Raw genomic sequence first — 24512 nt, 5'->3', positions numbered from 1 at the left:
CCGGGGCGGGAGACGAGGGACGGCGAACCGATCCGGGCGATGGGGGCACCACTAGATCGTCCGTTGATTACCCATAGCATCCATGTGGACACTGAAAGTGAAGACGCGTGCGCTAAAGCGCCCCCGCGGTACGCCCGCGCCCCCGACTGCGCCGCTGGGATCCGCGGGACCCGCCGCGGCGGTCGGCCGTCGCCGTCAGCCGCCCGGTGTCCCGTCGTCGTTCGCCGCGGCGGCGCGGGCCAGGGCCAGGGCGTACCGCGGCCACCACCGGCCGGCCGGCGGGCCGCCGCGGCAGGTGCCGTCGGAGTCGCCGGGCCGCTTGATCCACAGGTACGCGGCCACGCCCTCGACGCCCGTCCGCGTCGTCGGCGGCCGGCCCAGCGCGCGGCCGGGCGGGTTGCACCACTTCTCGTCCGCGCCGCCGCGCAGCGGGCCGTTGCCGTTGCGGCTGGTGTCGATGACGAAGCGGGCGCCGTCGAGCAGTTCCGACAGCCGGCGCCCGTAGCCGATCTCCGACTCGGTGGTCTGGAAGTTGGAGACGTTCAGCGCGAAGCCGTCGGCCCGGTCGACGCCGGCGGAGCGCAACGACCGGGCCAGGTCGGAGAGGTGGGAGATCCAGTTGGAGTGGCCGGCGTCGAGGTAGACCTCGACCCCGGGGTGCTGCTTCAGCCGCGTGACGGCCCCGGAGAGGAGTTCCAGGCGCTCCGGGTGGTACGCCGGTGGCGTGCAGCCCGCCACCATGTGCGCGACGGCGTCCGGCTCCAGGACCACCAGCGCCGGGCCGTCCCCGATGGCGTCCGCGAAGGCGCCGATCCAGGCGCGGTACGCCGCGGCGTCCGCCGCGCCGCCGGCGGAGTGCTGGCCGCAGTCGCGGTGCGGGATGTTGTACGCGACGAGCACCGCCCGGTGCCCCGACGCCGCCGCGCTCGCGACCGCCCGCTCCACGTCGGGGCGGGGGTCGTCCCACCTCGGCCACGTCGCCACGGGGCGCTCCGCGATCTGCTCGAGCAACTCCGCGTCCGCGCCGCGCCCCTGCCGCCGCCACTCCTGCACCTGCCGGGCGGCGGCGGAGTCGGGATCGACCCAGAGCGGCACCGTGGCCGCCGGCTTCCCCTGCCCGCCCGCGGCATCCCGGGCGCCGGCCGGGGGCGGGCAGCCGAGGGCGACCCCGAGAAGCACGACGCACACGAGCGTACGGATCCGCGCTGACATCTCTTCCCCTGCGAATAGGCGCCGAGAATCGGTCGTGATCATGGCACGGGCAATCGCTCGCGCACCGTAACCCTGATGCCCGTCCGAGCCCGGACACCCGACCGGGCGAGCGCCTTCACCGGCCGCCGCGCCGTACCCCCTTCACCCGGACGGGGCACATCCGCCCAGGCCCGTACGGCGGCGCCGTATCGCCCCTGAACTGCGCAGACATGGCAATCCGCGAGGGCCGCGGCCCGTACCGGCGGGGCATGGATATGCACCCCGCCGAATTCACCGCTTTCCTCGAATCAGCAGCGATTCCCCTTCCGCCGCGCCCGGATTCCGCGCCCGGCACCGCTACCGGAGGACCCGGCCATGCCCCGCATACCCGCCGCGGCCGACGCCGCGCCCGCCGAGCCGGGGTGAAGCCTCCGTGCGGTACTCGCCGGGCTTGACCCCCTCCGTGGGCAGAGAGCGCCGACACCGGCGGGTGCCGCACGGAGTTCTCTGCGCCAATGCGGTGACGCGCGCCGTGGCGCGGCCGGGCAAGGCCCGGGTTCCTGCATGCGAAAAGTAGGTTATGTAGCTAATCATCCACTATGCGCATGCGAGCGATGGGGCCATGAAGAGACTGACGAAATACCTTGATCTGCCGCTGGTACAGCGGTTCCTGGGCAACCGCTTGGCGATCGGTGCCGCGTGCGCCCTCATGGTGGTGACGGGAGTGGTGGCCGCCATGCTGACCACCGGCGGAACCGAACCGGTCAGCGACGCCAAGTCGGCCGTACGGGAGACCGCGGCCGAGGCCGCCGAGCCCGGGGACCAGCCCGAGGGCCGGTCCGGGAAAGAGCCGGGGGAGCAGGCCGGGGCGCGGTCCGGCCAGGAGGAGGCCGCGGAATCCCCGGGCGGGGCGCGGGATTCGGCGAAGTCCGGCGAGCAGCCGCCCGCGCCGTCCGGAGGCGAGCACCACCCGTCGCGCCGCTTCGCCGGGGACGGCCACCGGCTCGCCACCTCGTTCGGCAACGCCACGTTCTTCGTCGGCGCCGCCATCGCCCCCGGCACGTACGCGACCCGGGGCTCGGACGGCGAGCCCGGCGGCTGCCGGTGGGCGCGGCTGGTCGACAACCGCGGCGAGTTGATCCCGGTCATCAGCGGCTCCACCTGGGGACCGACCCGCATCACGGTCCACGACGCCGAGTTCGTCCGGAGCACGGGCTGCCAGACCTGGAGCCGCGTCGGCTCCGGGGGCCCGCACCACGGCAAGTAGGCGCGGCCCGGGGCCCGTCGCCCGCCGTATCACCCGGACGCCACGCGCGTACGACACGATTGCCACGCCCGGCGCCGCCAGGGTGGAGGCGTACGTGCAGGCGCGTGGAGCGGCGGCGAGGAGTGGTGGCGATGATGGCGGTGGCGAGAGCGGCGAAGGCGGCGCGGCGGCACCGGGGCAGGGCGGCGGCGCTGGCCGCGGTGCCCGCGGCGGTGGCACTGCTGGTGTCCGGGGCGGCCGGCCCCGCGCCGGCGTCGGCCGCGCAGGGCGAGGACCCCGATGTCGTCGCCCGCGAGGCGTACTTCCTGCCGCCGGAGAACGCCGAGCCCTACGACGGGCTCACGTACGATCCGGCGCTCGTGCCCGCGGGCGCCGGCATCGGCGTGGTCGAGGTGGGCAGGCACGGCACGACGCACCTCCGGCTCACCCTGACCGGCCTGATTCCCGACCGTACGTACGGCGCACACGTCCACACCCAGCCCTGCGGCAGCACCCCCGACGAAGCCGGGCCGCACTACCAGAACGAGCCGGACCCCGTGCAGCCGTCCGTCGACCCCGCGTACGCCAACCCCGACAACGAGGTGTGGCTCGACTTCACCACCGACCTCCGGGGCAACGCCGAAGCCACGGCGCGCCAGGACTGGCGGTTCCGGCCGGGCGAAGCCCGCTCCGTCGTCATCCACGAGCACGCGACGACGACGCACCCGGGCGAGGCCGGCATGGCGGGCGCGCGACTGGCCTGCCTGTCGGTGCCGTTCGCGTAGCGGGGGAGTGGTCAGGGGTGGCCGGTCGTACGCGCAGGTCGACGCGGATCGCGGCGGGCGCGGTGGCGCTCGCGCTCCTCGGCGCCGCCGGGGTGGTGGTCTGGCTCTTCGCGCTCCCTCCGAGCCTCGTCCCCGACGCCCTGCGCTCCCACGCGCCGCAGGCCGTCGCCGACGACGCCAAGCCCCCGCCCCTCCAGGTACAGCAGCGTGCGCCGGGCTTCCGCGTGCCGTACCGCGCGCCCGCCTCCGGGCTTCCGCACAGCTCGGGCTTCGCCGCCGGCGGCTCCGCGGACATGCCCGCCCTCGGTGACCTGCTGTACCGGCGCCGGATGAGCGAGACCTTTCCGGTCCCGGCCGGGCTCGACGGCCCCGGCACCTTCGAGACCGTCCCCGGCCACGATCCGGCCCCGGGCACGGGCCGGGTGGTGCGCTACCGCGTCGACGTCGAGGACGGCGTACCCCTGGACGGCCGGATGTTCGCCAGGGCCGTACAGGAAACCCTCAACGACGCGCGGAGCTGGGGCGACGACGGCCGGCGGACCTTCGAGCGCGTCTCGACCGGGCCCGCCGACTTCACCGTCACCCTCGCCAGCCCCGGCACCACGGGGGAGTGGTGTGCCATGTCGGGCTTCGACACCACCGTCGACAACGTCTCGTGCGACTCCGGCATGACCGAGCGCGTCCTCATCAACGCCTTCCGCTGGGCCCAGGGCTCGACGACCTACGGGGACGACATGTTCGGCTACCGCCAGATGCTCATCAACCACGAGGTGGGCCACCGGCTGGGGCACCTGCACGCCTCCTGTGCACGGGACGGGGCGCGCGCGCCCGTGATGATGCAGCAGACGCTGTCCCTCACCACCGACGGCGCGCGGTGCGAGACGAACCCCTGGCCGTACCCGGACCGCGGCTGACCCCTGCCACCCGGCCAGGCACCCCTTCTCACCCGTTCAGCGCACCACGGGGTGCGGGGTCCCCCGACTCCCGGCCGCCCCGGCCGGACTCGCGGAAACGTGGCTGATCAGCGGTCCCGGCACGGCGGCCGAAGGCATCCTACGGGCAGTCCGCAGAGCGTTGTTCGAGATGCGGCAAGCCGCCTTCTGTTCCCATCCTGGGTGCGGCGGAAAGCTCGTCGAACAGGAATGTGGAGGACCCCCGCATGGCTCTCCCACTGGCGGAACGAATAGCGACGGTCGCGCGTCGGCACCCGGAGAACCCCGCACTGTTCTGGCAGGGCCGTGCGGTGTCGTACCGGGACCTGCTGGCGATGGCCCGCACCGCGGAGAAGAGCATCGCCGCCCTCCGCATCCCGGAGGGAAACCCCGTCGCCGTCGTCGCCGCGAAGTCGCCCGAGAGCATCGCCGTCCTCCTCGCCTGCATGCACACCGCCAGGCCCGTGCTAGTGCCCGCCGCCGACGTGACCGGCAGACCGCTGGACGGACTCCTCGCCGAAACCGGCGCCCTCGTGCTCCCCGACCCGCGCGCCCTCACGACCGGCACCGCGGGACCGGCCGTCGCCGGGAAGCCCGCCGAGAGCCGGGTGCCCGAGGGCACCGCGCTGATCCTCACGACCTCGGGGTCCACCGGCTTCCCCAAGGCGGTGCCGCTGCCCGCAGCGGCGATCGGCGCCTTCGTGGAGTGGGCCGCGGCGACGTTCCGCATCCGGGTCGGTACGTGCGTACTGAGCTACGCGCCGCTCAACTTCGACCTCAGCCTCTTCGACGTCTGGACCACCCTCTCCCACGGCGGCCAGGTCGCCCTGGTGGCGCAGGACCGCGCCGCCCAGCCCGGCCACCTGCGCACACTGCTGCGGCAGTGCCCGGTGCACGTGGTCCAGGGCGTGCCGATGCTCTTCCAGCTCCTCGCCGCGGCCGAAAGGCACCCCGGCGGCGACGAGTTCGCCTCGGTCGCCGACGTCCTCGTGACCGGCGATTCGCTGTCCTCCGCAGGACTCGCCGCGCTGCCCGGCCTCTTCCCCCGGGCGCGTATGCACAACGTCTACGGCTGCACGGAGACCAACGACACCTTCGTCCACGAGATGGACCCCGACGCCGACCTCGGCCGCTACGGCGCCGTGCCGATCGGCCGCCCCGTCGAAGGGGTCGCCGCGGACATCGTCACCGACGACGGCACCGTCCTCGAAGGCCCGGGGCACGGCGAGCTGATCGTCACCTCCCCCTTCCAGACCAGCGGCTACCTCGACCCGGCGCAGCACGCCAAGTCGTTCGTCGGCCACCCCGACGGCGTGACCCCCGGCCCGTACTACCGCACCGGGGATCTCGTGACCCGCCACCCCGACGGCGCGCTCACCCTCGACGGCCGCAGCGACTTCCTCGTCAAGATCCACGGCATCTGCATCAACACCGCCGCCGTCGAAGGCGCGCTGCGCTCCCACCCCGAGGTGGCGGACGCCGTGGTCTTCGCCCTGCCCGACGAGCGCACCGGCAGACGGCTGCACGCCGTCGTGCACCGCGCCGCCGGGTCGATGCTCAACAGCCTGCGGCTGCGCGAGCACGTCGCCGCGGAGCTGCCGCGCGCCGGCATCCCCAGCAGCATCGAGTTCGTCGACGCGCCGCTGCCGCGCACCGCCACCGGGAAGATCGACCGGCGCAGCGTGGCGAACAGCCTCTGACCGCGGATCCCGTACGAGGAAGGAACGGACGGCGCCGCCCTACGGCTCGTCGAACGGCTGCGCGCCCGCCGCGGGACCGAGACGGCCAGGCAGGTGGCCGGTGCCCGCACCTAGCGACCGCCCCATCCGCCACCCGCCGCTCACCGACCACCGGCAGCAACCCGAGCAAAGGAGCCCGCAGTGATCGCGTGGTCGAAGGACGACGAAAGGCTGAGAGAGGGGATCGACCAGTGGTTCGGGAAGTTCGGCCAGGACTTCTCGTGCCGCGACGGGGAAGCGGCCTTTCCGCGCGAATCCTGGCTCGCCGTCATGGAATCCGGGCTCCTGCGCCTGCCCTTCGACGAGAGGTGGGGCGGCCTCGGCCGCTCCCTCCTCACCACCATGTACGTCCTGGAGGAACTGGGCCGCGGCTGCCCCGACAGCGCGCTGAACTTCGCCATCACCACCCACATGGTGAGCACCGGCATCGCCCTCCAGCGATTCGGCTCCACCGCGCTCAAGGACGCGTACCTGCCGCGGATCACCGCCGGCACCGCCATCGGCGCCCACGCCGTCGCCGAACCCGACAGCGGCTCCGACGCCCTCGGCATGCGGACGGCCGCCACCGCCGACGGCGACTGCTACCGCCTCAGCGGCTCCAAGGCGTTCGTCGGCAACGGGCCCGTCGCCGACCTCGTCGTCGTCTACGCCAAGACCGAACCCGCCGCGGGCCCCCTCGGCATCACCGCCTTCCTCGTGGAACGCGACACGCCCGGCCTCACCTTCGGCGGCCCCACCGAGGAGACAGGGGCGAAGTCCCCGCCGCTGTGCTCTCTCGTCCTCGACGACTGCCGGGTGCCCAGGACCCACATCCTCGGCCGCGTCGGCGCCGGGTCCCTCGTCCTGGACCACGTGATGACGTGGGAGATCCTGTGCTGCTTCATCGTCAGCGCGGGCGAGATGCGCCGCCGCCTCGACCGCTGCGTCGCGTACGCGGGAGAGCGCAGCGCCGTCGGCGACTTCCCGCCCGTCGCCCGCCGGATCGTCGACATGAAGATCGGCCTGGAGACCTCCAGGAAGTGGCTCTACGACACCGCCGAGAAGTTCACCGCGGGCCGCAAGGTCACCGCCGACCTGGCGATCGCGAAGCTCGTCGCGGGCCGCGCCGCCCTCGACTCCGCCATGGCCGAGTACGGCCTCGAAGAGGAACTGCGCAGCGCCCCCGCCGTGACCTTCCACTCCGGCACCGCGGAGACGCAATACCACCGGATAGCCGCGACGCTCGGTCTGGGGCGCGCCGCCTGACGCGGGAGGACACAATGACGACGACCACGGACCTGGAAAGCGCCCTCGCCCCCACCGAGTTCCTCAACTCCGACGACCCCGGCGTCCGCACCTTCGTCCGCCGCGCGCTGCCCCGGGACAGGCTCGGCAGCAGGGACGCGGCCGTACGCCTCTACTACGCGGTGCGCGACGGCATCGACTACGAGGTCTACGGCGCGGACCTGTCCCGCACCGGCGTCACCGCCGGGCAGGTGGCCCGTACCGGCAAGGGCGTGTGCATCCACAAGTCCGTGCTCTACGCCGCCGCCCTGCGCGCCGCCGGCATCCCCGCGCGGCTCGTGCTCACCGACGTGCGCAACCACCTGCCGTCGCCCGCGCTGCGCCGGCTCACCGGCGGCGACATCTTCCGCTACCACGCCTTCACCACCGTCCACCTCGACGGCAGATGGGTGCGCGCGACCCCCGTCTTCAACCGGCTGCTCTGCCGCCTGTACGGCATGCGTCCCCTCGACTTCGACGGCCGAGCCGACAGCGTTCACCATCCGTACGGCGACGACGGGACCCGCCACATGGAAGTCGTCCGCGAGCACGGCGAGTTCGACGACCTGCCGTACGAGCGGGTCCTCGACGGGATGCGCGCAGCGCACCCCGGCATCTTCGCGGACCCCACGAGCACCCGGCTGGTCACCGGCTCGCTCCACGCCGACGCCGGCGCGCGGAAGGGCTGAAGTCGCGTGTGGATCAAAGTGTGCGGCATCACCGCGGAGCACTACGGCGGCACCGCCGCCGCAGGACACCCCTTGCCGGCGCTCGCCGGCGTCGACCGCCGCGCCCGGGACCGGGTGCGGCGACCGGTCAAGCAGGAGGAACGACATGCCCTTTTCGGCTGAGAGCACCCCCGTGAAGGCGACGGACCAGCGCTTCGGTGACGCGCTCGCCGTGGCCGACCTACCCGTGATCATGGAGATCAAGCAGTGCGGGGCGGGAGGTGAGGACCTGCTGCAGGGCCGTACCGCCGGCGACCTGGTGCGCCGCTACGAGGAGTTGGGTGCGCCCGCGCTCTCCGTCGTCACCGGCTCGTGGTTCGGCGGCACGGCCCGGCTCCTGGACGAGGTGGTCGCGGCGACCTCACTGCCGGTCCTCGTCAAGGACTTCTTCACCAAGGAGAAGCAGATCAGACAGGCCGCCGAGGCGGGCGCGGCGGCCGTGCTGCTCACCGCCACGATCCTGCCGCACCGGCTCATGGGGGTGCTGATCGACGCCTGCCTGGCCCACGGCGTCACGCCGTTCGTCGAGATCACCTCCGGCGCCGAACTGTCCGCGCTCACCCGGCCCGAGGCGTGCGTCGTGGCCGTGAACAACAAGGATGTCCGCGTGCGCGAGAGCGACGAGCCCGGCCTGGGCCGCAGCCACGACCTGCTGCCGCGCGTCCGGGCCGCCGGCGCGGGGCTCGCCGTCAGCGCGAGTGGCATCGCCACCCCCGAGGAGGCCGCCGGGCTGCTCGCGGCGGGCTTCCGCGGTCTGCTGATCGGCACCGGGCTGCTGCGCGCGGAGGACACGGACGCCTGGTTCGGCGACCTGCGCGCACTGCTGCCCGGCGCGGAACAGGCGGCCGGGGAAGGACAGCGGCGTCATGCTGATGAGTCGTCCGTACGGACGGAGGCAGCCGGCCCTGCGGAACGGGCGGCCGCGAGGAGCGCGCCGAGCCCGGGCGCCGCCGCGGCCTGACACCGGCAGCCCGGGCGCCGTAGCCGGTCACCGGCCGGACGTACGCGCCCGGAGCCCGCCCTCCGCCCCGGCGCCGACTCCACCGCGCCGGGGAACAGCAGGGCCTGTCCGCGACGATGCTGTGCGCGCCCTCAGCGGGCGACCGGGCGGCGACCGACCGCGCGGGGCCGGATCTCTTCTGTGCCGGGCATCGCCCCGGCCGGTACGTTCTGGTACTCCTCTTCCACGGGCCCGTAGCCCGCGGCGGCGGCACCCCAGGGCAACCGGGCGGAAGGAGCCGGACGATGACCGGACCGAACGGCGCACGGCCGTACGAAGGACCGGGCCGGCGAAGGTTCCTCGGCTACGTGCTGGCCGCGCCCACCCTCGTGGCCGCCGCCCGGCTCGCGCCCGCCCCCGCGGCCGGTGCCGCCCCCGCCGCGCCGGACCTCACCGAACTCCTCGACCTCAACGACGTCATGACCGCCGCCGCGCTGCCCACCTCCGGTCTCATCACCGTCGAGATCGAGGCCGACGGCACCGTCTCCTTCGCCCTGCCCCGGGCCGAGGTCGGACAGGGCATCACCACCTCCACCGCCATGCTCGTCGCCGAGGAACTCGCGGTGCCGCCCGAGCGGGTACGGGTCACGCTGGCCGAGGCCCGCCCCGAGCTGCTCTTCAACCAGCTCACCGGCGCCTCCAACACCACCATCGCCACGTACACCCCCATCCGTGTCGCCGCCGCCGTCGCCCGCCACCGGCTCCTCACCGCCGCCGCGGCCGAACTCGGCGCGCCCGTCGCGCACCTGACCCTGCGCGACGGCGCCGTCCACGACCGCTCCGGCGCCGCCGTCGGCATCGGCGCCCTCGCCCCCAAGGCCGCCGCCACCCGCTCCGAGCCCGTCGAGGTCCGGCTCACCGCCCGCGAGGACTTCACGGTCATCGGCCGGCCCCACAACCGTATCGACGCCCGGGACGCGGTCACCGGCCGCAAGAAGTTCGCGATGGACCTCGACGTCCCCGGCGCGAAGCCCACGATGGTCTGCCGCCCGCCGACCATCAACGGCAAACCCGGCGCCGTGGCCAACCTCGCCGAGGTCGCCGCCATGCCGGGCGTCACGGACGTCGTGCCGATCGATACCGGCGTGGCCGTACGCGCCGCGACCTTCGGCCAGTGCATCGATGCCGTACGAGCCCTGCGCGTCGACTGGCTGCCCGGCACCGCCGAGGGCAAGTCCGACGAGACCGTGCTCCGTGAACTCGCCGCCGCCGAGCCGCCGATGGGACTGCCCCCGCTCACGCCCCACGTGGAGGGCAAGTTCACCTTCCACTTCCGCAGCAACAGCGCGCTCGAACCCAACTGCGCCATCGCCGACGTACGACCCGACCGCGCCGAGGTCTGGTCGGCGCTCAAGTCGCCGGTCGTCGCCAAGGAGGCCATCGCCGCCAGGCTCGGCCTGCCCCTCGGCCGCGTCACCGTCCACGTCGTCCAGGGCGGCGGGTCCTTCGGCCGCAAGCTGTTCTTCGACGCCGCGCTGGAAGCCGTCGAGGTCTCCCGCAGGATCGGCAAGCCCGTGAAGCTCATGTGGCACCGCGCCGACGACGCCCGCCAGGGCCGTACGCACCCGATGGCCACCTCCCGGGTGCGCGCCGACTACGCCGGCGGCGCCGTCCTCGGCTTCAGGCAGCGGCACACCAGCGTCGCCACCGACTTCGGCCACGGGCTCGGCGAGCTGTTCACCGCCATGGCCGCGCGGCTGCCGGTCGGCGACATCGGCTTCTCCCAGACCTTCTTCCACCTCACCCAGTCCATGCCGTACGAGTTCGGGCCGGCCACCCGGCTCCTCAACGAGACCGACAAGGGCTTCAACACCGGCAGCATGCGCAACGTCTACTCGCCGGACGTCGTCTGCGCCCGGGAACTGGTCGTGGATCGGCTCGCCGCGAAGATGGGCAAGGACCCGTACGGCTTCCGCCGCGACTTCCTGCGCGACGCACGCTCCCGCGCGGTCCTGGCGAAGGCCGCGGAAGCCGGCGACTGGGGGCGGCGGATGCCCGAGGGCACCGCGCAGGGCATCGCCTTCCACTCCGAGTACAAGTCGGTCAGCGCCGCCCTCGTGGAGATCGACTGCCGCCCCGAGACCGTGAACCGCCCCATCCGCGACGGCGTCGCGGGCCCCCGCGTCACCAAGGCCGTCTTCGCCGTCGACGTCGGCCTGGCGGTCAACCCACGCGGGCTCGAGGCCCAGATGATGGGCTGCCTCATGGACGGCATCGCCCAGACGCTGACCTCCAGCCTTCACCTGCGGGACGGGCACTTCCTGGAGGCGAGCTGGGACAACTACTTCTACACCCGGCAGTGGAACACCCCGCCCGAGCTGGAGATCATCGTCATGCCCGACACCTCCGACGAGCCCGGCGGCGCAGGGGAGTTGGGCGTCGCCGCGTCGATGGCCGCGGTGGCGTGCGCGTACGGGCGGGCCACCGGGACGATGCCGACCGTCTTCCCGATCAACCACGGCACGCTCTCCTTCGAGCCCAAGCCGACCGTCCCGCCCATCCCCGCGTCCCCGACCGACGGCCTGGACCAGGCTCGCTGAGGCAAGGAGACCCCCGTGCCCGAGCACACCTTCCGCGTCAACGGCGAGCAGGTCACCGTCGACGCTGCCGACGACGAGCGTCTGCTGTGGGTGCTGCGCGACATCCTCGGCATCACCGGGCCGAAGTACGGCTGCGGCATCAACGTCTGCAAGGCGTGCACCAGCCACCTCAACGGCAAGGCGGTCAACCCCTGCGCGATCCCGGTCGGCGAACTCCGCCCGGCCGACGAGGTCACCACGATCGAGGGCCTCGCGGACACCGTCGACGACGAGCTGCACCCCATGCAGCAGGCGTGGCTCGACCACGACGTCGTCCAGTGCGGCTACTGCCAGCCCGGCCAGATCATGGCCGCCGTCGCCCTGGTGCGCCGCGTGGCCGCCGAGGGCCGCGAGATCACCGACGACGACCTCGACGGCCTGCGCAACATCTGCCGCTGCGGCACCTACGTCCGTATCCGCGAGGCCATCAGGGCAGGCGCGGAACGGATGTGAGACGGGTCGCTCAGGCGGGCAGCCGGGTGTCCACGACGACGGCGATCTCGACGAGCTGGCCGGGGAAGGCCAGCTCGGTCACGCCGACGACGGTGCTGGCCGGGCGGTGGGCGCCGAAGTAGGCGAGGTTGCCGGCCGAGATCGCCTCGGCGTTCTGCTGGAGGCGCACGCCGTACACGGTCTGCGAGACGATCTGGTTGCGGGTGGCGCCGTAGTGCTCCAGGACTTTGTCGAGGTTGGCGTACGTCAGCGTGAGCTGCGCGGCGCAGTCGTCCGCGTAAGCGAATTCGCCCGCCTCGTCGAAGGCGACCTGCCCGGAGACGTGGATCAGCTCGCCGGACCTGATCGCCTGGGCGTAGCCGAAGTCGTTCTCGGCTGCCACGCCGTGGTGGAAGGCGTCGGTGGTGGCCATGGTGAGGGTCCTTCCCTGTGCTCTCTTGCGGTTACTCGGAAACTGTAAGAGAGTGAGCGTTCACCTGGAAGAACGCACTTTTCGGTAACTGAGGAACCAGATGGTGACCAAGCACGAACTCGGGGGCCTGCCCGAGGACGCGGACCTCAGGCGCGCGGACTCCCTGGCCCGGGAGATCTTCTCCGACGTGGCCAACAAGTGGGCCTTGCTGATCATTGAGGCGCTCGGCGAGCGCACCCTGCGCTTCGGCGAGCTGCGCAACGAGGTCGACGGCGTCAGCCACAAGATGCTCACCCAGAACCTGCGCACGCTGGAGCGGGACGGCCTGGTCGACCGGAAGGTCTACCCCACGGTCCCGCCGCGGGTCGAGTACACCCTCACCGAGCCGGGCCGCGCCCTGCGGGCCACGGTCGACGCCATGTGCGGCTGGACCCAGCAGTACCTGGGCCACATCGAGGACGCGCGCAGCCGCTTCGACGCCTGACGGCAGAAGCGGCACGGAGGGCGTCAGCCCACGGGCAGCACCCGGGAGCGCAGCAGACAGAACTCGTTGCCCTCGGGGTCGGCGAGCGGGTACCAGCTCTCCTCGCCCGTCTGGCCGATGTCGACGTGCCTGGCCCCGAGCGCCAGCAGCCGCTCCAGCTCCGCATCCTGGTCGCGGTCGGTGGCGTTGACGTCGATGTGCAGGGGCAGCTTCCCCTTGCGCGGCTCGCTGCTCGCGCTCAGCACGAGCGTGGGCTGGAGGCCGCCGAAGCCTGCGTCGGGCGGCCCGATCTCGATGGTGCCGTCGTCCTCCCTGCCGAGCTCGACGTAACCGAGGACGTCGCTCCAGAACGCGGCGAGCCGCTCGGGGTCGGCGGTGTCGATGACCAGTTCGGTGATGCGGCATGCCATGCGAGCAGCATACGGGCCGCTCCCCGGCGCCGCGCGGCCCCGGGTGGCCCGGCCGGGGCGGACTGTCAGTGGCGGCTGAGAGGCTGGGGTCATGGACAGGGACGAGGAGCTGCTGCGCGGCCGGGTGTACGGCACGGAACACGACGATCCGCACCCGGGGCCGCGGCCGGGCAGGGACTACGCGGAGTTGGTCGGCGGCCCCCTGGACGGGCTGCTGCTCGACATCACAGGGTGGACGGCGGCGGAGACTGCCGCGGGCGCGGCCCTCCCCACCGAGCTGGGCCGCTTCGGCGCCGGCGGCCGCGCCACGTACGCCCCCGCGCCCGGCTCTCCGGGGCGCTGGGTCTGGGCGGGCGACATAGCCTGAACGCCCGTGTGGCCGCGCGGACTTCGGGAAGCGGAATCCGGCCTGGTAAGGCGCGTGCCCGACGTAGGGTGCCGCGTATGAAAATCTTCGGATGGCTGCTGTTCGTCTGCGGCCTGTACTTCCTCGTGCAGGGATTCGCGATGCCGATGATCGCGGAGCGCTCTGACGTGGAGAGCATCGAGTTCCAGCAGATCCGCGAGTCCAGCTCGTACCTCGGCATCGGCCTCATGATCGGCGCGGTGGCCTGCGGTGTACTGGACCGCGGCCCCGGCGGTTCGACCCAGCACGCCGCGCAGCAGCCCCCGGCGTACCCGGCACAGCAGCCCTACGGCGCCCCGCCGCCTCCGCAGCAGCCGCAGCAGCCGCAGCAGCCGCACGGCGGCTGGGGCCCGCCGCCCGCGGGCTGATCCCGCGCGACCTCAGGGGGTAACGACGGCGAAGTCCGGGTCGGGCTTGTCGAGGACGGACAGCAGGGTGCGCAGCACGCCCAGGTCGCCCGTGTGCTCGATGTCTTCCGGATCCTCACCCGCGAGCAGCGCGAGCAACTGGGCCTTGGTCAGCGTCAGCAACACGTCCGCCGGCTCCGCGGCATGGCCGTCGAGGCGGTGGTGGGTGAAGGCGCCGTGCGAGAGCGTGGCGCGGTGGTGCTCGCCGAGGTCGGTGACGTGCCAGTCCAGGGTGAGGTGGAGATCCCACGCCCGGGGCCGTCGACGACGATGGCGACGGAGTCGAGGAGCTGCTCCACGCTGAGGGCGGCCATCAGGCTGCTCGCGGCGATATCGGTCCGGCCGACGCCTTCGCGCAGCTCTCGGGCGCCGACGAGATAGCAGTTGCGCCAGGTGGCGCACTCGGCGCCGTGGCCGAGCCGTTCGAAGACGCCGGCGAGCGTGTTCCTGGCGCCGGTGTGGTCGGGGTCGGCGAACACCGCGTGCTTGAGGAGCTGCGCGGCGAAGCGCAGATCGCCGTCCTCGGCGTACGCGCTCGCCTTGGCCACCAGGGCGTCGACGCCGCCCATGCACTCGGCGTAGCGCTTCGCGGTCTCGGCCGGCGGGTGCTCCCACAGCGAGGCGGGATGGCCGTCGTACCAGCCGAGATAGCGCTGGTAGATGGCCTTGACGTTGTGACTGACGGTGCCGTAGTAGCCGTGCGTGTGCCAGGCGGCGGCGAGCGACGGCGGCATCTCGATGATCTCGGCGATCTCGGTGCCGGTGTAGCCCTGGTTGGCCAGCCGCAGGGTCTGGTCGTGGAGATACGCATACAGGTCCCGCTGCTCGGTGAGGAAGTCGCGCATCGCCTGCTGCCCCCAGGTCGGCCAGTGGTGGGAGGCGAACAGCACGTCGGCGCCGGCGGCGAAGAGCCGTAGCGCCTCGTCCAGATAACGGGCCCACACCCGGGCGTCGCGGACGACGGCGCCGCGCAGGGTCAGGATGTTGTGCAGGTTGTGGGTGGCGTTCTCGGCCATGCACAGCGCGCGGTGGTCGGGCAGCAGAAAGTTCATCTCCGACGGCGCCTCGGTGCCCGGCGTCATCTGGAAGACGAACCGCACCCCGTCGATGGTCTCGGTCTGCCCGGTGTGGGTGATGTCCGTGGTGGCGGGCAGCAGCGCGGGCGTACCGGTGGAGGCGGTGAAGCCCAGCCCCATGCCGACCAGCCCGGCGGGGCCGCGCTCCAGGTTCATGCCGCCGTAGTAGAAGCCGCGGCGCAGCATCGCGGTGCCGGCGTAGACGTTCTCCGCCACGGCGTGCTCCAGATACCCGGCCGGGGCGATGACCGGCACGTCCGCGTCCTTGTCGAGGACCCCGAGGATGCCGCCGAAGTGGTCGAGGTGCGAGTGCGTGATGACCACGCCGGTGACGGGCCGGTCGCCGCGCTGCGCGCGGTAGAGGGCCAGCGCGGCGGCGGCGGTCTCCCGCGAGATCAGCGGATCCACGACGACGACCCCTTGGTCGCCCTCGATCAGGGTCATGTTCGACAGGTCGTACCCGCGCACCTGGAGCACGCCCTCGGTCACCTCGTACAGCCCGGCACGCGCACACAGCTTCGCCTGCCGCCACAGGCTGGGGTCGACGGTGTCGGGATGGTTGCCATCGGGAAGGGAACTGAGGAAGGCGGTGTCGTCGAAGTCCCACACCACCCGCCCGTCCGCGGCCGTGACCTGCCGCTCGGCGGGGCCGGCGAGGAAGCCGCGGTCGGCGGCCTCGAAGTCGCCGCGGTCGCTGGGATCGGGCGTGGCCATACAGGTCCTCCCACGGGGGTAAATGCCGTGATACCAGCCTCTGACAGGCGCGTATGCCGGACTTGCCGGGCCGGGCCGTTCGAGTGACACGCGTAGAACAGCCGGCTCTTCGAACCTGACGATCCGAATCCTTGTGATCGTGTCCCGGTCAGGTCACCAAACAGTCACACCGGAAGACACGGGCCGCCGCGGTCGGACAGGATTCACCGGTCCGAACACGTATTTGCTAGGGGAATCATGCACAAGCGCACTGCCCGTGTATCCGCTCTTGCTGCGGCTGCGGCGGCACTGACCTTCGCCGTGGCCGGTTGCGGTAGCGACAGCGAGGGGGATGAGGCAGCCTGCAAGGAGGCCATCACCCAGCAGCTCAAGGACGCCGCGGCGGGCAAGGAAGGCGCCGGCGAAGAGAAGCCTGAGGCCTGCGAGGGTATCGATGACAAGACCGGCCGGCGTCTGGTCCAGGAGGTCACGGACGAGGAGATGAAGGGCATCGAGGAGTCCCTCGACGCTCCCTGACCGAAACCGGCGCCTGCCCGGCGCGGGGGCGAACAAGCCCTCCGCGCCGGGCAGGCCCCGCTTCGGCCGACCGGGCGGTCCGGGAGACCCTTATGGGCGGATTCGTGCCCGGGTCTGCATGATCGCGTCAGCGATGCGCAGCCTCCCGGCATGAACAAGATCAGCCGCATCCTGCGCGCGAAGCTGTCGACAGCAGCCGCCACCCTGGCCCTCCTCACAGCGGCCACCCTCGGCGCCACCACGGCCCAGGCCGCCGGCACCGACTCCGCTCCCGCAGCAGCGCCGACGCCGCGCGAGCAGGCCGACGCCCTCATGAACCTCACCTACGGGGAATTCGCCGAAACCCCGCACGTCCCCCGTTCAACTGGACGACCGACGGCTGCTCCGTCCCCACCGGCTACGCCCCGTACAGCGAGGTGTTCCGCCCCGCGTGCGCGCTCCACGACTTCGGTTACCGCAACTACGGCGGCAAGCACGAGCTGAAGCTGAGCCCCACCCGCGAAACCAAGAACTGGATCGACGACCGCTTCCGCACCGAGATGCGCCGCATCTGCGACGACCGGGACGGCTCCCCCCTCTCCCACCTCACCTGCCTCAACGCCGCCGAGGCGTACTACGAGGCGGTCCAACTGGGCGGCGACAGCTCGTTCTTCTAGAGCACGAGACCACGCGGAGATCAGCAACGCCCCACCCGCTGATCTCCGCCGGGGGGGCCGCGCCCGTGCCCTGCGCCGAAGGAAGGTGCCGGCTCAGCCCTCGCGTCGGCCGCAGCGCAGATCAGGGCTGCCCGGTCTGGAAGGGGCTGATCTTGCCGCCGGTGACGGTGAAGGTCCAGCGGGTGTGCATGCTTTCCCACGTGGTGTTCGTGTACGTGGCGACCAGTAAGCGGCCGTCGGCGGACACGGTTTCGATGTCCATGCGGCCCACCGCCGAGAAGATCTCCCGTTCGGCCTCCTGCCAGCGCGGCCGCGAGGCCCAGCCCGCCGGGTTGATCAGCGCCTCCCCGGAGTGGACCCGCTCGCGGCGCGCCGCCCCGTCCGCGGACCAACGCAGGTTCGCCGACCGCCCGGTGTGCACCACCAGCACGTGTACGGGCGGCCCGATCGGCAGCGGCGCCGTGTCCGACACCCCGGCGGCCCGCTCCACCGCCCGTTCCACCACCGCGTGGCCCAACTCCCGCCCGCTACCGTGCAGACACGTCAAGTGAGGCTTGAGCCTCGCCCGCGGGCACCGGGGCGACGTGTACCCTGCCGCGCCCGGCCGCGAACCGGGCCGACTGCCACCGCCGGGCGGTTACCGCACCTCGATGTGCACCGGGCCGCCCGTGGGCGAGACGCCGTCCAGCAGGGCCGACGGGATCCGGAAGGCGCGGCCGGGGGCGGCCGGCCAGGGGAGCCGGCGGGTGGTGACGGTCCCGGAATCCTGCCGGACGGTGACTCGGGGAAAGCGGACGAAGGTGTCGGTCCACAGCAGCAGCCGGCCGTGGGGCGGTGCCGGATCGCCGGGCCGCAGGACTTGCGGGGCGATCCAGCGGAACGGGGCGTCCGCGATCAGGCGTACGCCCTCGGCGGGCCGGCGTTCGCCGTCCAGATGGCGGCGGACCTGCGCGGCGACATGGCGGCCGTCGAGGGCGGCGATGTCCGCGGTGTCCACTGGATGCAGGAGGTTGCCGGCCGCGAAGACCCCGGGGCTGCTGGTGCGCAGTGCGGTGTCCGTGAGTGGTCCGAGCGTGCCGGGGTCGAGGGTGAGGCCGGCTGCGCGGGCCAGTTCGTGGTCCGGGATCCAGTCGCCGGTGAAGACCACGGTGTCGCAGGCGACCGTGCGGCGGCGGCCCGTGTCGAGGTGCTCGATCTCCACGGCCTCGCAGCGGTTCTTTCCGATGACGCGGGTGACGCGCGTACGGGTGGCCACGGGCACGCGCAGCACCGTCCGCCCGGCGGCGTTGAACGCGGCGTAGGACTCCGCCTTCGGGTGCTCGCTGACCATCAGGGCGGGGGTGCAGCCGGCTTCGCGGAGGGTGAGGGCCGCGGACCAGCTCACGAGTTCGCCGCCGACGATCACGGCGCGTCTGCCGACGGGGCGGTGGTGGAGATGGACGAGATTCTGCAACTGACCGGTGGTGAGAACCCCTCCGGGGCGGTCTCCTGGGATGCGGCGTGCGGTGCGGGGACGCTCCCGTGCGCCGGTGGCCAGCACGATGGCCCGGGCCCGGATGCGGTAGCGGCCCTCGGGGCTGGTGACCTCGACGGTATCCGCGTCGGCCCAGCCGGTCACGGTGGTACGCGTCCGGATCCCGGCCCCGGCCGCGGCGGCCCGGTCGACGAGACGGCGGGCGTACGCGGGCCCGGACAGCACGCGGTGAAGGTCACGCAGCCCGTAGCCGGTGTGGTCGCTGTGCCGGGGGATCCCGCCGGCGGCCGGTTCGCGGTCGACGACCAGGATCTCGCCGGCCCGGCCCGCGGCCAGCTCGGCGGCGGCGGTCAGCCCGGCGGGGCCTGCGCCGATCACGAGCACGTCGGTGGTGGTGAGAGGCGGCTGGTGAGTCATCGGTCGTCCCCGCTGTGGTCGTGGCAGCCGTCGTGAGAATGGTGCTGCTCGTACAGGGCGGCGACGGCCGCGCCGCAGTAGAAGCCCTGGCAGCGGCCGTTCATGGCGCGGGTCCTGCGGCGCAGTCCGTCCAGGGTCCGCGCGGGCACGGCGGCGTGGCAGGCGTCGCGGATCTCGCCCTCGGTGACCCGCTCGCAGAAGCAGGTGAGGGTGCCGTAGGCGGGGTCGCGGGCGATGAGGTCCGCGTCCTGGTATGGGCGCGTGGAGGCTTCGCCGATGTTGGGCATCCGCGGCGGCTCGGGCAGTGTCTCGCGCGCCCGCATGGCGAGGCCGGCGTCGGCGAGCAATCCGCGGACGTGCTCGGCGATGGCCATGCCCGCGGTCAGCCCCGTGGAGCGGATGCCGCCGACGAGGACGTAGCGCTGTGGCGGGTCGGTCTCGATGAGGTAGTCGGGGTGGTCGATCGCGGCGCGCAGGCCCGCGTAGCTCGCGGTGACCTCTTCGGTGAGCAGGCGCGGCATCAGGCGCGCGCCCTTGGTGAGGAGGAAGTCGAAGCCCTCTTCCGACGTGGCCGTGGCGGTGCGGTCGGTGAGGTCCTCGGCGGTGGGGCCGAGCATCACGTTGCCGTAGACGGTCGGGGCGATGAGCACCCCCTTGCCGCGGGACGAGGGCACCGGAAGGATGATCTTGTTCGCGAGCGGGCGGGCCAGCTTGTCGAAGACGAAGAGCTCGCCGCGGCGCGGGGTGACCGTGAAGCGGTCGTGCCCGAGGAGGCGGTCGACGTGGTCGGCGCCGAGGCCGGCCGCGTTGACGACCCAGCGGGCCCGTATGTCACCGGCCGCCGTGTGCAGGACGGTCGCCTCGTCCCCGGGGGCGATGCCGGTGACGGCGTGCCGGAGCAGGAGGGCGGCGCCGCGCCGCTGTGCGTCGGTGGCCAGCGCGAGGTTGGTGGTCCAGGTGCAGATGATGGCCTCGTCCGGGACGGTCAGACCGCCCAGCGCCCCCTCGCCGAGGTCGGGCAGGTCCCGGTAGACCTCGTCGGGGCCGACGATCCGGCAGTGTTCGTAGCCGTTGGCCTCGGCCTTCTCCTTCAGCCCGGGCAGGGCGTCCAGCTCCTCGCGGGTCCAGGCCACCAGGATGGCTCCGGTGCGTTCCACGGGGATGCCGGTGGCCTCGGCGTACGCGCCGAGCAACCGGTAGCCGCGGGCGACCAGTTCGGACTCGAGCGTGCCGGGCTTGGCGTCGAAGCCGGTGTGGAGGATCGCGGTGTTGGCCTTGCTGGTGCCGTCGCCCACGTCGTCGCGGGCCTCGAGCAGGGCGACGGCGAGGTCGTATCCGGACAGTTCGCGGGCGATGGCCGCGCCGACGATGCCTCCGCCGATCACCGCGACGTCGAAGACGCCGTCGTGCGGACGAGGGGGGGTGGCGGTCATGCGGGATCTCCCTTGGCGGCTTCGGCGGCGGCTGCCCACGCCGTACGGAACTCTTCGGCCCGTTCCCGGGGCCATCGGGGCTCGTAGACGGTGGTGGGCTGCCAGTCGCCTACGGCCTCCTCCAGGCTGAGCGCCGGATCGAGGGCGCAGCGCGCCAGGGCGGCCGCGCCCAGGGGAGTGGCGTGGCCGTGGGGGTAGACGTCCACGGGGATCTGGGCGATGTCGGCCTGGGCCTGCATGAGGGCGGCGGAGTTGGTGAGGCCGCCGTCCACGCGCAGCCGGCTCAGCGGCCTGCCGATGTCGCCGGCCACCAGCGCGCACAACTCGGCGACCTGCGCCGCGATGCCCTGCAGCACCGCACCGACGAGGTGCTCGCGGCGGGTGGCCAGCGTCATGCCCGTGAAGGAGGCGGTGGCGTCCGGGGCCCACCACGGGGCGGCCAGCCCGGCGAACGCGGGGACGCACAGCACCCCTTCCGTATCGGTGGCGGCGAGCGAGTCCAGTTCGGTCGCGGACCGTACGAGGCCGAGGTCCTCCAGCCAGCGCACCGCGGAGGCGACGGTGTAGACCTGCCCGTCCACGCAGTACGTGGTGTGGCCGTGCCGCTGCCAGGCCACCGACGTGGTCAGTCCGGCGCCGGAACGCACCGGGTTCCGGCCGGTGTTGGCCAGCAGGAACGCACCGGTGCCGTAGGTGCACTTCGCGGAGCCCGGCTCCAGACAGCCCTCGGCGACCAGCGCCGCCTGCTGGTCGACGACGAGCCCGGCCACGGGGACGGCCGGGCCGAAGGCCCGGGTGGTGCCGGCGATCTCGTCGGAGGCGACGATGCGGGGCAGCCGCTCGCCGCCCAGGCCGAAGAGGCCGAGGAGTTCGTCGTCCCAGGTGGCGGTGGTGAGATCGAGGACGAGGGAGCGGCTGGCGGTGGCGGCGTCGGTGACGAACTCCCCGGTGAGGTGGTGCACCAGCCAGGTGTCGGTGGTCGTGACCACCCCGTCGCGGGTGAGGTGGCGGCGCAGCCAGGCCATCTTGGGCGCGGAGAAGTACGGGTCGAGCACGAGCCCGGTGCGCCGCGCGATGTCGCCGGCCCGGTCGGCCAGTTCCGCGCAGACGGATTCCGCCCGCCGGTCCTGCCAGACGAGGGCGGGGGAGAGCGGCGCGCCGGTGGCCGGATCCCAGGCCAGGACGGTTTCGCCCTGGTTGGCCAGGGCTACGCAGTCGATCGGCCGGCCGGCCTCGCGGACGGCTCGGCGGCCGGTGCCGAGGACGGAGCCGAGCAGTTCGTGCGGGTCCTGCTCGACGCCTCCGCCGGGGAGGTAGGCGGGGCGGATCGTCTCCTCGGCGAGGGAGACGATCCCCTCCTCGGCGTCGACGACGATGGCCTTGGTGCCGGAAGTGCCCTGGTCGATGGCGAGGATCGCGCTCATCGCGCGTCCCCTTCGGCGGCCTTGGGCCGCGGGATCGCGGTGTCGGCCGTGTCCAGCGACCGGTCGACGTCGGCCAGGTCGGGCATGGTCAGGCCGGCCCGGCCGCTGCGGAGCAGCAGACCGGCGAAGTACACCGCGCCGATCGCGAAGAGGACCAGCACGTAGATCCACGGGGCCCGGAACGAGGCGTCGCGGAAGATCAGCAGCTCGTAGAGCAGCCACACGGCCGCGACGACGAGGACCGGGATCTCCCAGCGGCCCAGAGTGAAGCCCCGGGACGGCGGCAGGGAGCGGCGCTTGGCCGCGTACATCGCGACGGTTCCCGCGTAGATGAGGGCGGGCAGCAGGGTGCCGGCGGAGAACAGCTCGAACAGCGCGTCGGTGGACTGGGAGAAGACCGCGAGGATGATCTGGGCGATCAGCATCATGAACACCGAGGCGTTCAGCGGCGTCGCGGTGCGCGGGTGGATGCGGCGCAGCAGTTGCCAGCCGGGGAAGCGCTCGTCCCGGGACATCGCGTACACCAGCCGGGTGCCGCTGAGGGTGATCACGAGCCCGCACGAGAAGATCGAGATCACCACCAGGACCAGGAGGATCTTCCCCACCACCGAGCCGAGCACGGCGGTGATCACGGTGGCCACCGGGGTGTCCGACGCGCCGACGCCGTCGACGCGCCCGGCCGCGGCGGTGATCGCGATCAGGAAGAGCAGGCCGAGCACGCCCAGGGAGATCACGGCCTGCACCATGGCCCTGGGGATGACGCGGGCCGGGTTCTTGGTCTCCTCCGCCAGGTTGGCCGCGGACTCGAACCCGACGATGGTGAACGCGCCCAGCAGGAACGCCAGGGCGAAGGGCCCCGCCTCGGTGGCGCCGCCCAGCGCGTAGTACCCGCTCTCGGGAACGGGACCGGCCTCGAAGAGATGGCCGAAGTCCAGCTTGCCGGTGAGGGCGCCGACGACGAAGAGCAGCACGGTCAGGGCGATCATGCCGATGAGCTGCACGGTCACCGCCGTGCTGTTCACCCGGTGGGTGAAGCGCGTCGAGGCGGCCACCAGGACGGCCTGGAGCAGCACCACGACGGCGGTGATCACCCAGGCGTTCTGGGTGGTGCCGACGTACTGGAACAGCTCGGGGAGGATCGTCGAGGCGATGGTGTAGTCCACGGCGACGAGGACCACCCCCAGGAAGGCGAACGAGACCCAGCCCATGATCCAGCCCCATACCGGCCCGACGATCCGCGACACCCACTGGTAGGAGTAGCCGCTGATCGGGATCCTGGCCGCGAGGGCGCCGAAGACGAGGGCGATGGAGAGCTGGCCGACCACGGAGATCGGCCAGGCCCAGATGCCGCGGGGTCCCGAGGTGCTGAGGACGGCTCCGTAGGTGGTGAAGATCCCGGTGGCGATGGAGACGAAGCCGAAGGCCACGGAGAACGAGGCGTACCAGCCCAGCTCGCGCGCCATCCGCTGCGGGGGCGGGCCGCCGTCCTGGCGGGCCGGCTCCGCTCCCGGGGGACGCGCCTCTACGTCTGCCATAGCTCGACCGCCTGACCGTTCGTGTGGATTTCTGACTGAGAATTCCTGTGATTGTGGATCCATGCCCGAGCATAGTCAAGTGGATGTCGTGGAGGTCGTCCGCGCTAGTGCTCGGGTGCTCGGTCCGGCGGGCCCCCGTGATGCAGCCGTAGGATGCAGTCACAGCTCCACAAAAACGGTCACGTATCCAAGGGGTGAGTCGTGCTCGCTGCCGAGCGACACCGCAAGATCGTCGCCGAGATCTCCCGGCTCAAGTTCGTCACCACCGATGACCTGACCACCCTGCTCGGCGTCTCCCAGGAGACGATCCGCAGGGACCTGGCCCTCCTCGAACGGCGCGGTGAGCTCACCCGGGTCCACGGCGGCGCCACCAGCCGCCAGGAGCCGGTCGGGGAGGAGGCCCCCTTCGCGGAGCGCAGCGGCATCCTCGCCGAGGAGAAGGCGGCGATCGGCAAGGCCGCGGCCGCCCTGGTCAAGCCCCACCAGACCGTCGTCATCGACGTCGGAACCACCGCCCTGGAGGTGGCGCGCGCCCTGCCCGCCGACCATGTCGGTGTCATCGCCACCCCCTCCCTGCTCGTGGCCGCGGAGGTCAGTAGTCGCCCCGGCGTCGAGGTGCTGGTCAGCGGCGGCCGGGTGCGCGCGGGCGACCTGGCCTGCTCCAACGTCCGGGCCGTGGAGTTCTTCGCCGACCTGCGCGCCGACACCGCCTTCATCGGCTCCGGGGGCATCGCCCAGTACGGACTGACCGACTTCCACCTGGACGAGGTCGCCACCAAGCGCGTCATGCTGGCCAACGCCGCGCACCGCTACGTCCTCGCGGACTCCAGCAAGCTCGGCCGCACGGCGGTGCACCGGGTGTGCGAACTGCACGGGTTCGACACCCTGATCACGGACAAGCCGTGCCCGCCCGAGCTGAACACGGCCCTCAGCCTGGCAGGTGCCCACGTCATCGTGGCGAGACGGGCGCGTCGCTGAAGCCGGCGACGGTGCCGACCAAAAGCCTCCGGACTCGTCGCGCGCCCGGGCGGTGTGCGTCCGTCGGGGTGAGCCGAACGCGAGCCTCCCCGGACCTTCCGGCTCCGTGGGCTAGGCAGGCGGTGTGAATCCCCTTCGTACAGCCGCGACCACCCCGGTCGACGGCCCGTCCCCGTCGGGAACGTGATGGCCGGCCACAGGGCCGGGGGCGGCGTACCGGGCACGGGCGTCGGGTGAAGCGTGGCCGATCGCAA

General features: G+C 72.7%; 23 protein-coding genes and 2 pseudogenes. 16 read left to right on the top strand and 9 right to left on the bottom strand.

Annotated elements, in window-relative coordinates:
• Positions 1 to 195 precede the first annotated feature (195 nt).
• The gene (locus DMB38_RS00420) at positions 196 to 1212 is read right to left on the bottom strand and encodes a glycoside hydrolase family 6 protein (RefSeq protein ID WP_125933450.1); all 1017 of its coding nucleotides are present in this window, start codon (positions 1210 to 1212) and stop codon (positions 196 to 198) included.
• A gap of 601 nt (positions 1213 to 1813) precedes the next feature.
• Here DMB38_RS00420 and DMB38_RS00415 point away from each other — a divergent pair.
• The 10 genes from DMB38_RS00415 to DMB38_RS00375 all read left to right on the top strand — a co-directional run bounded on the left by DMB38_RS00415 (position 1814) and on the right by DMB38_RS00375 (position 11916).
• Positions 1814 to 2458, top strand: a complete 645-nt coding sequence (locus DMB38_RS00415) for a hypothetical protein (protein WP_125933449.1) — start codon at positions 1814 to 1816, stop codon at positions 2456 to 2458.
• 131 nt (positions 2459 to 2589) lie between these two features.
• Entirely contained in the window at positions 2590 to 3222 is a 633-nt protein-coding gene (locus DMB38_RS00410) for a superoxide dismutase family protein (RefSeq protein ID WP_125938723.1), read from the top strand.
• Between the two features lie 17 nt (positions 3223 to 3239).
• Positions 3240 to 4136 (top strand): DUF3152 domain-containing protein, encoded by an 897-nt coding sequence (locus DMB38_RS00405; RefSeq protein WP_125933448.1) that lies wholly within the window; start codon positions 3240 to 3242, stop codon positions 4134 to 4136.
• Between the two features lie 245 nt (positions 4137 to 4381).
• Positions 4382 to 5854, top strand: coding sequence for an AMP-binding protein (locus DMB38_RS00400; RefSeq protein WP_125933447.1), 1473 nt, complete (start codon positions 4382 to 4384; stop codon positions 5852 to 5854).
• A gap of 180 nt (positions 5855 to 6034) precedes the next feature.
• Positions 6035 to 7138: an acyl-CoA dehydrogenase family protein gene (locus DMB38_RS00395; protein WP_125933446.1), complete on the top strand. Its 1104-nt coding sequence runs from the start codon at positions 6035 to 6037 to the stop codon at positions 7136 to 7138.
• Positions 7139 to 7152: 14 nt separating this feature from the next.
• Positions 7153 to 7845 (top strand): transglutaminase-like domain-containing protein, encoded by a 693-nt coding sequence (locus DMB38_RS00390; protein WP_125933445.1) that lies wholly within the window; start codon positions 7153 to 7155, stop codon positions 7843 to 7845.
• Positions 7846 to 7851: 6 nt separating this feature from the next.
• Entirely contained in the window at positions 7852 to 8007 is a 156-nt protein-coding gene (locus tag DMB38_RS36005) for a hypothetical protein (RefSeq protein ID WP_164715899.1), read from the top strand.
• The gene (locus tag DMB38_RS00385; protein WP_125933444.1) at positions 7991 to 8845 is read left to right on the top strand and encodes an indole-3-glycerol-phosphate synthase; all 855 of its coding nucleotides are present in this window, start codon (positions 7991 to 7993) and stop codon (positions 8843 to 8845) included. The genes DMB38_RS36005 and DMB38_RS00385 overlap by 17 nt, the downstream gene beginning before the upstream one ends.
• 284 nt (positions 8846 to 9129) lie before the next feature.
• On the top strand, positions 9130 to 11424 hold the full coding sequence (locus tag DMB38_RS00380; RefSeq protein WP_125933443.1) for a molybdopterin cofactor-binding domain-containing protein: 2295 nt from the start codon (positions 9130 to 9132) through the stop codon (positions 11422 to 11424).
• A gap of 15 nt (positions 11425 to 11439) precedes the next feature.
• Positions 11440 to 11916 carry a (2Fe-2S)-binding protein gene (locus tag DMB38_RS00375; RefSeq protein ID WP_125933442.1) on the top strand — a complete coding sequence of 159 codons (477 nt, stop codon included), beginning with the start codon at positions 11440 to 11442 and terminating at the stop codon, positions 11914 to 11916.
• Between the two features lie 10 nt (positions 11917 to 11926).
• Here the strand turns inward: DMB38_RS00375 and DMB38_RS00370 are convergent, their stop codons facing one another.
• Positions 11927 to 12328 (bottom strand): Rid family hydrolase, encoded by a 402-nt coding sequence (locus DMB38_RS00370; protein ID WP_125933441.1) that lies wholly within the window; start codon positions 12326 to 12328, stop codon positions 11927 to 11929.
• Positions 12329 to 12428: 100 nt separating this feature from the next.
• Here DMB38_RS00370 and DMB38_RS00365 point away from each other — a divergent pair, with 100 nt between their 5' ends.
• Complete coding sequence (locus tag DMB38_RS00365; RefSeq protein ID WP_125933440.1) at positions 12429 to 12812, top strand: helix-turn-helix domain-containing protein; 384 nt, start codon at positions 12429 to 12431, stop codon at positions 12810 to 12812.
• A gap of 23 nt (positions 12813 to 12835) precedes the next feature.
• Here DMB38_RS00365 and DMB38_RS00360 read toward each other — a convergent pair whose 3' ends face one another.
• On the bottom strand, positions 12836 to 13222 hold the full coding sequence (locus DMB38_RS00360) for a VOC family protein (RefSeq protein ID WP_125933439.1): 387 nt from the start codon (positions 13220 to 13222) through the stop codon (positions 12836 to 12838).
• 91 nt (positions 13223 to 13313) lie between these two features.
• On the opposite strand from DMB38_RS00360, the gene DMB38_RS00355 reads away from it, so the two are divergent.
• Both DMB38_RS00355 and DMB38_RS00350 read left to right on the top strand, forming a co-directional pair.
• Positions 13314 to 13589, top strand: coding sequence for a hypothetical protein (locus tag DMB38_RS00355; RefSeq protein WP_047014262.1), 276 nt, complete (start codon positions 13314 to 13316; stop codon positions 13587 to 13589).
• Between the two features lie 77 nt (positions 13590 to 13666).
• On the top strand, positions 13667 to 13996 hold the full coding sequence (locus DMB38_RS00350) for a hypothetical protein (RefSeq protein WP_125933438.1): 330 nt from the start codon (positions 13667 to 13669) through the stop codon (positions 13994 to 13996).
• A 12-nt stretch (positions 13997 to 14008) separates the two neighbouring features.
• Here DMB38_RS00350 and DMB38_RS00345 read toward each other — a convergent pair.
• A pseudogene (locus tag DMB38_RS00345) lies at positions 14009 to 15825 on the bottom strand (alkyl sulfatase dimerization domain-containing protein).
• A 237-nt stretch (positions 15826 to 16062) separates the two neighbouring features.
• Between DMB38_RS00345 and DMB38_RS00340 the strand changes: the two are divergent.
• Positions 16063 to 16341, top strand: coding sequence for a hypothetical protein (locus DMB38_RS00340; protein WP_125933437.1), 279 nt, complete (start codon positions 16063 to 16065; stop codon positions 16339 to 16341).
• A gap of 332 nt (positions 16342 to 16673) precedes the next feature.
• On the top strand, positions 16674 to 16997 hold the full coding sequence (locus tag DMB38_RS36525) for a phospholipase A2 (protein WP_240662655.1): 324 nt from the start codon (positions 16674 to 16676) through the stop codon (positions 16995 to 16997).
• Positions 16998 to 17118: 121 nt separating this feature from the next.
• Here the strand turns inward: DMB38_RS36525 and DMB38_RS37625 are convergent.
• The 5 genes and pseudogenes from DMB38_RS37625 to DMB38_RS00310 all read right to left on the bottom strand — a co-directional run.
• A pseudogene (locus DMB38_RS37625) lies at positions 17119 to 17292 on the bottom strand (nuclear transport factor 2 family protein); the annotation flags it as partial.
• Between the two features lie 342 nt (positions 17293 to 17634).
• Entirely contained in the window at positions 17635 to 18888 is a 1254-nt protein-coding gene (locus DMB38_RS00325; RefSeq protein ID WP_125933435.1) for an FAD-dependent oxidoreductase, read from the bottom strand.
• Entirely contained in the window at positions 18885 to 20321 is a 1437-nt protein-coding gene (locus DMB38_RS00320; protein WP_125933434.1) for an NAD(P)/FAD-dependent oxidoreductase, read from the bottom strand. The genes DMB38_RS00325 and DMB38_RS00320 overlap by 4 nt, the downstream gene beginning before the upstream one ends.
• Positions 20318 to 21745 (bottom strand): FGGY family carbohydrate kinase, encoded by a 1428-nt coding sequence (locus DMB38_RS00315; RefSeq protein WP_125933433.1) that lies wholly within the window; start codon positions 21743 to 21745, stop codon positions 20318 to 20320. The genes DMB38_RS00320 and DMB38_RS00315 overlap by 4 nt, the downstream gene beginning before the upstream one ends.
• Positions 21742 to 23280, bottom strand: a complete 1539-nt coding sequence (locus DMB38_RS00310) for an amino acid permease (protein WP_125933432.1) — start codon at positions 23278 to 23280, stop codon at positions 21742 to 21744. The genes DMB38_RS00315 and DMB38_RS00310 overlap by 4 nt, the downstream gene beginning before the upstream one ends.
• A gap of 201 nt (positions 23281 to 23481) precedes the next feature.
• On the opposite strand from DMB38_RS00310, the gene DMB38_RS00305 reads away from it, so the two are divergent.
• Positions 23482 to 24258, top strand: coding sequence for a DeoR/GlpR family DNA-binding transcription regulator (locus DMB38_RS00305; RefSeq protein WP_125933431.1), 777 nt, complete (start codon positions 23482 to 23484; stop codon positions 24256 to 24258).
• Positions 24259 to 24512 lie beyond the last annotated feature (254 nt).

This window comes from Streptomyces sp. WAC 06738, assembly GCF_003945505.1.
GTDB lineage: Bacteria > Actinomycetota > Actinomycetes > Streptomycetales > Streptomycetaceae > Streptomyces.
The sequence above is the reverse complement of the archived record's forward strand: the minus strand, read 5'-3'. Positions and strand labels throughout refer to the sequence as shown.

What these genes read in the sequence shown, in the direction of transcription:
- DMB38_RS00420 (WP_125933450.1), bottom strand. Translation starts at nt 1,212, where the DNA reads ATGTCAGCGCGGATCCGTACGCTCGTGTGCGTCGTGCTTCTCGGGGTC.
- DMB38_RS00415 (WP_125933449.1), top strand. Translation starts at nt 1,814, where the DNA reads ATGAAGAGACTGACGAAATACCTTGATCTGCCGCTGGTACAGCGGTTC.
- DMB38_RS00410 (WP_125938723.1), top strand. Translation starts at nt 2,590, where the DNA reads ATGATGGCGGTGGCGAGAGCGGCGAAGGCGGCGCGGCGGCACCGGGGC.
- DMB38_RS00400 (WP_125933447.1), top strand. Translation starts at nt 4,382, where the DNA reads ATGGCTCTCCCACTGGCGGAACGAATAGCGACGGTCGCGCGTCGGCAC.
- DMB38_RS00390 (WP_125933445.1), top strand. Translation starts at nt 7,153, where the DNA reads ATGACGACGACCACGGACCTGGAAAGCGCCCTCGCCCCCACCGAGTTC.
- DMB38_RS00385 (WP_125933444.1), top strand. Translation starts at nt 7,991, where the DNA reads ATGCCCTTTTCGGCTGAGAGCACCCCCGTGAAGGCGACGGACCAGCGC.
- DMB38_RS00380 (WP_125933443.1), top strand. Translation starts at nt 9,130, where the DNA reads ATGACCGGACCGAACGGCGCACGGCCGTACGAAGGACCGGGCCGGCGA.
- DMB38_RS00370 (WP_125933441.1), bottom strand. Translation starts at nt 12,328, where the DNA reads ATGGCCACCACCGACGCCTTCCACCACGGCGTGGCAGCCGAGAACGAC.
- DMB38_RS00365 (WP_125933440.1), top strand. Translation starts at nt 12,429, where the DNA reads ATGGTGACCAAGCACGAACTCGGGGGCCTGCCCGAGGACGCGGACCTC.
- DMB38_RS00360 (WP_125933439.1), bottom strand. Translation starts at nt 13,222, where the DNA reads ATGGCATGCCGCATCACCGAACTGGTCATCGACACCGCCGACCCCGAG.
- DMB38_RS00355 (WP_047014262.1), top strand. Translation starts at nt 13,314, where the DNA reads ATGGACAGGGACGAGGAGCTGCTGCGCGGCCGGGTGTACGGCACGGAA.
- DMB38_RS00350 (WP_125933438.1), top strand. Translation starts at nt 13,667, where the DNA reads ATGAAAATCTTCGGATGGCTGCTGTTCGTCTGCGGCCTGTACTTCCTC.
- DMB38_RS00340 (WP_125933437.1), top strand. Translation starts at nt 16,063, where the DNA reads ATGCACAAGCGCACTGCCCGTGTATCCGCTCTTGCTGCGGCTGCGGCG.
- DMB38_RS00325 (WP_125933435.1), bottom strand. Translation starts at nt 18,888, where the DNA reads ATGACTCACCAGCCGCCTCTCACCACCACCGACGTGCTCGTGATCGGC.
- DMB38_RS00320 (WP_125933434.1), bottom strand. Translation starts at nt 20,321, where the DNA reads ATGACCGCCACCCCCCCTCGTCCGCACGACGGCGTCTTCGACGTCGCG.
- DMB38_RS00315 (WP_125933433.1), bottom strand. Translation starts at nt 21,745, where the DNA reads ATGAGCGCGATCCTCGCCATCGACCAGGGCACTTCCGGCACCAAGGCC.
- DMB38_RS00310 (WP_125933432.1), bottom strand. Translation starts at nt 23,280, where the DNA reads ATGGCAGACGTAGAGGCGCGTCCCCCGGGAGCGGAGCCGGCCCGCCAG.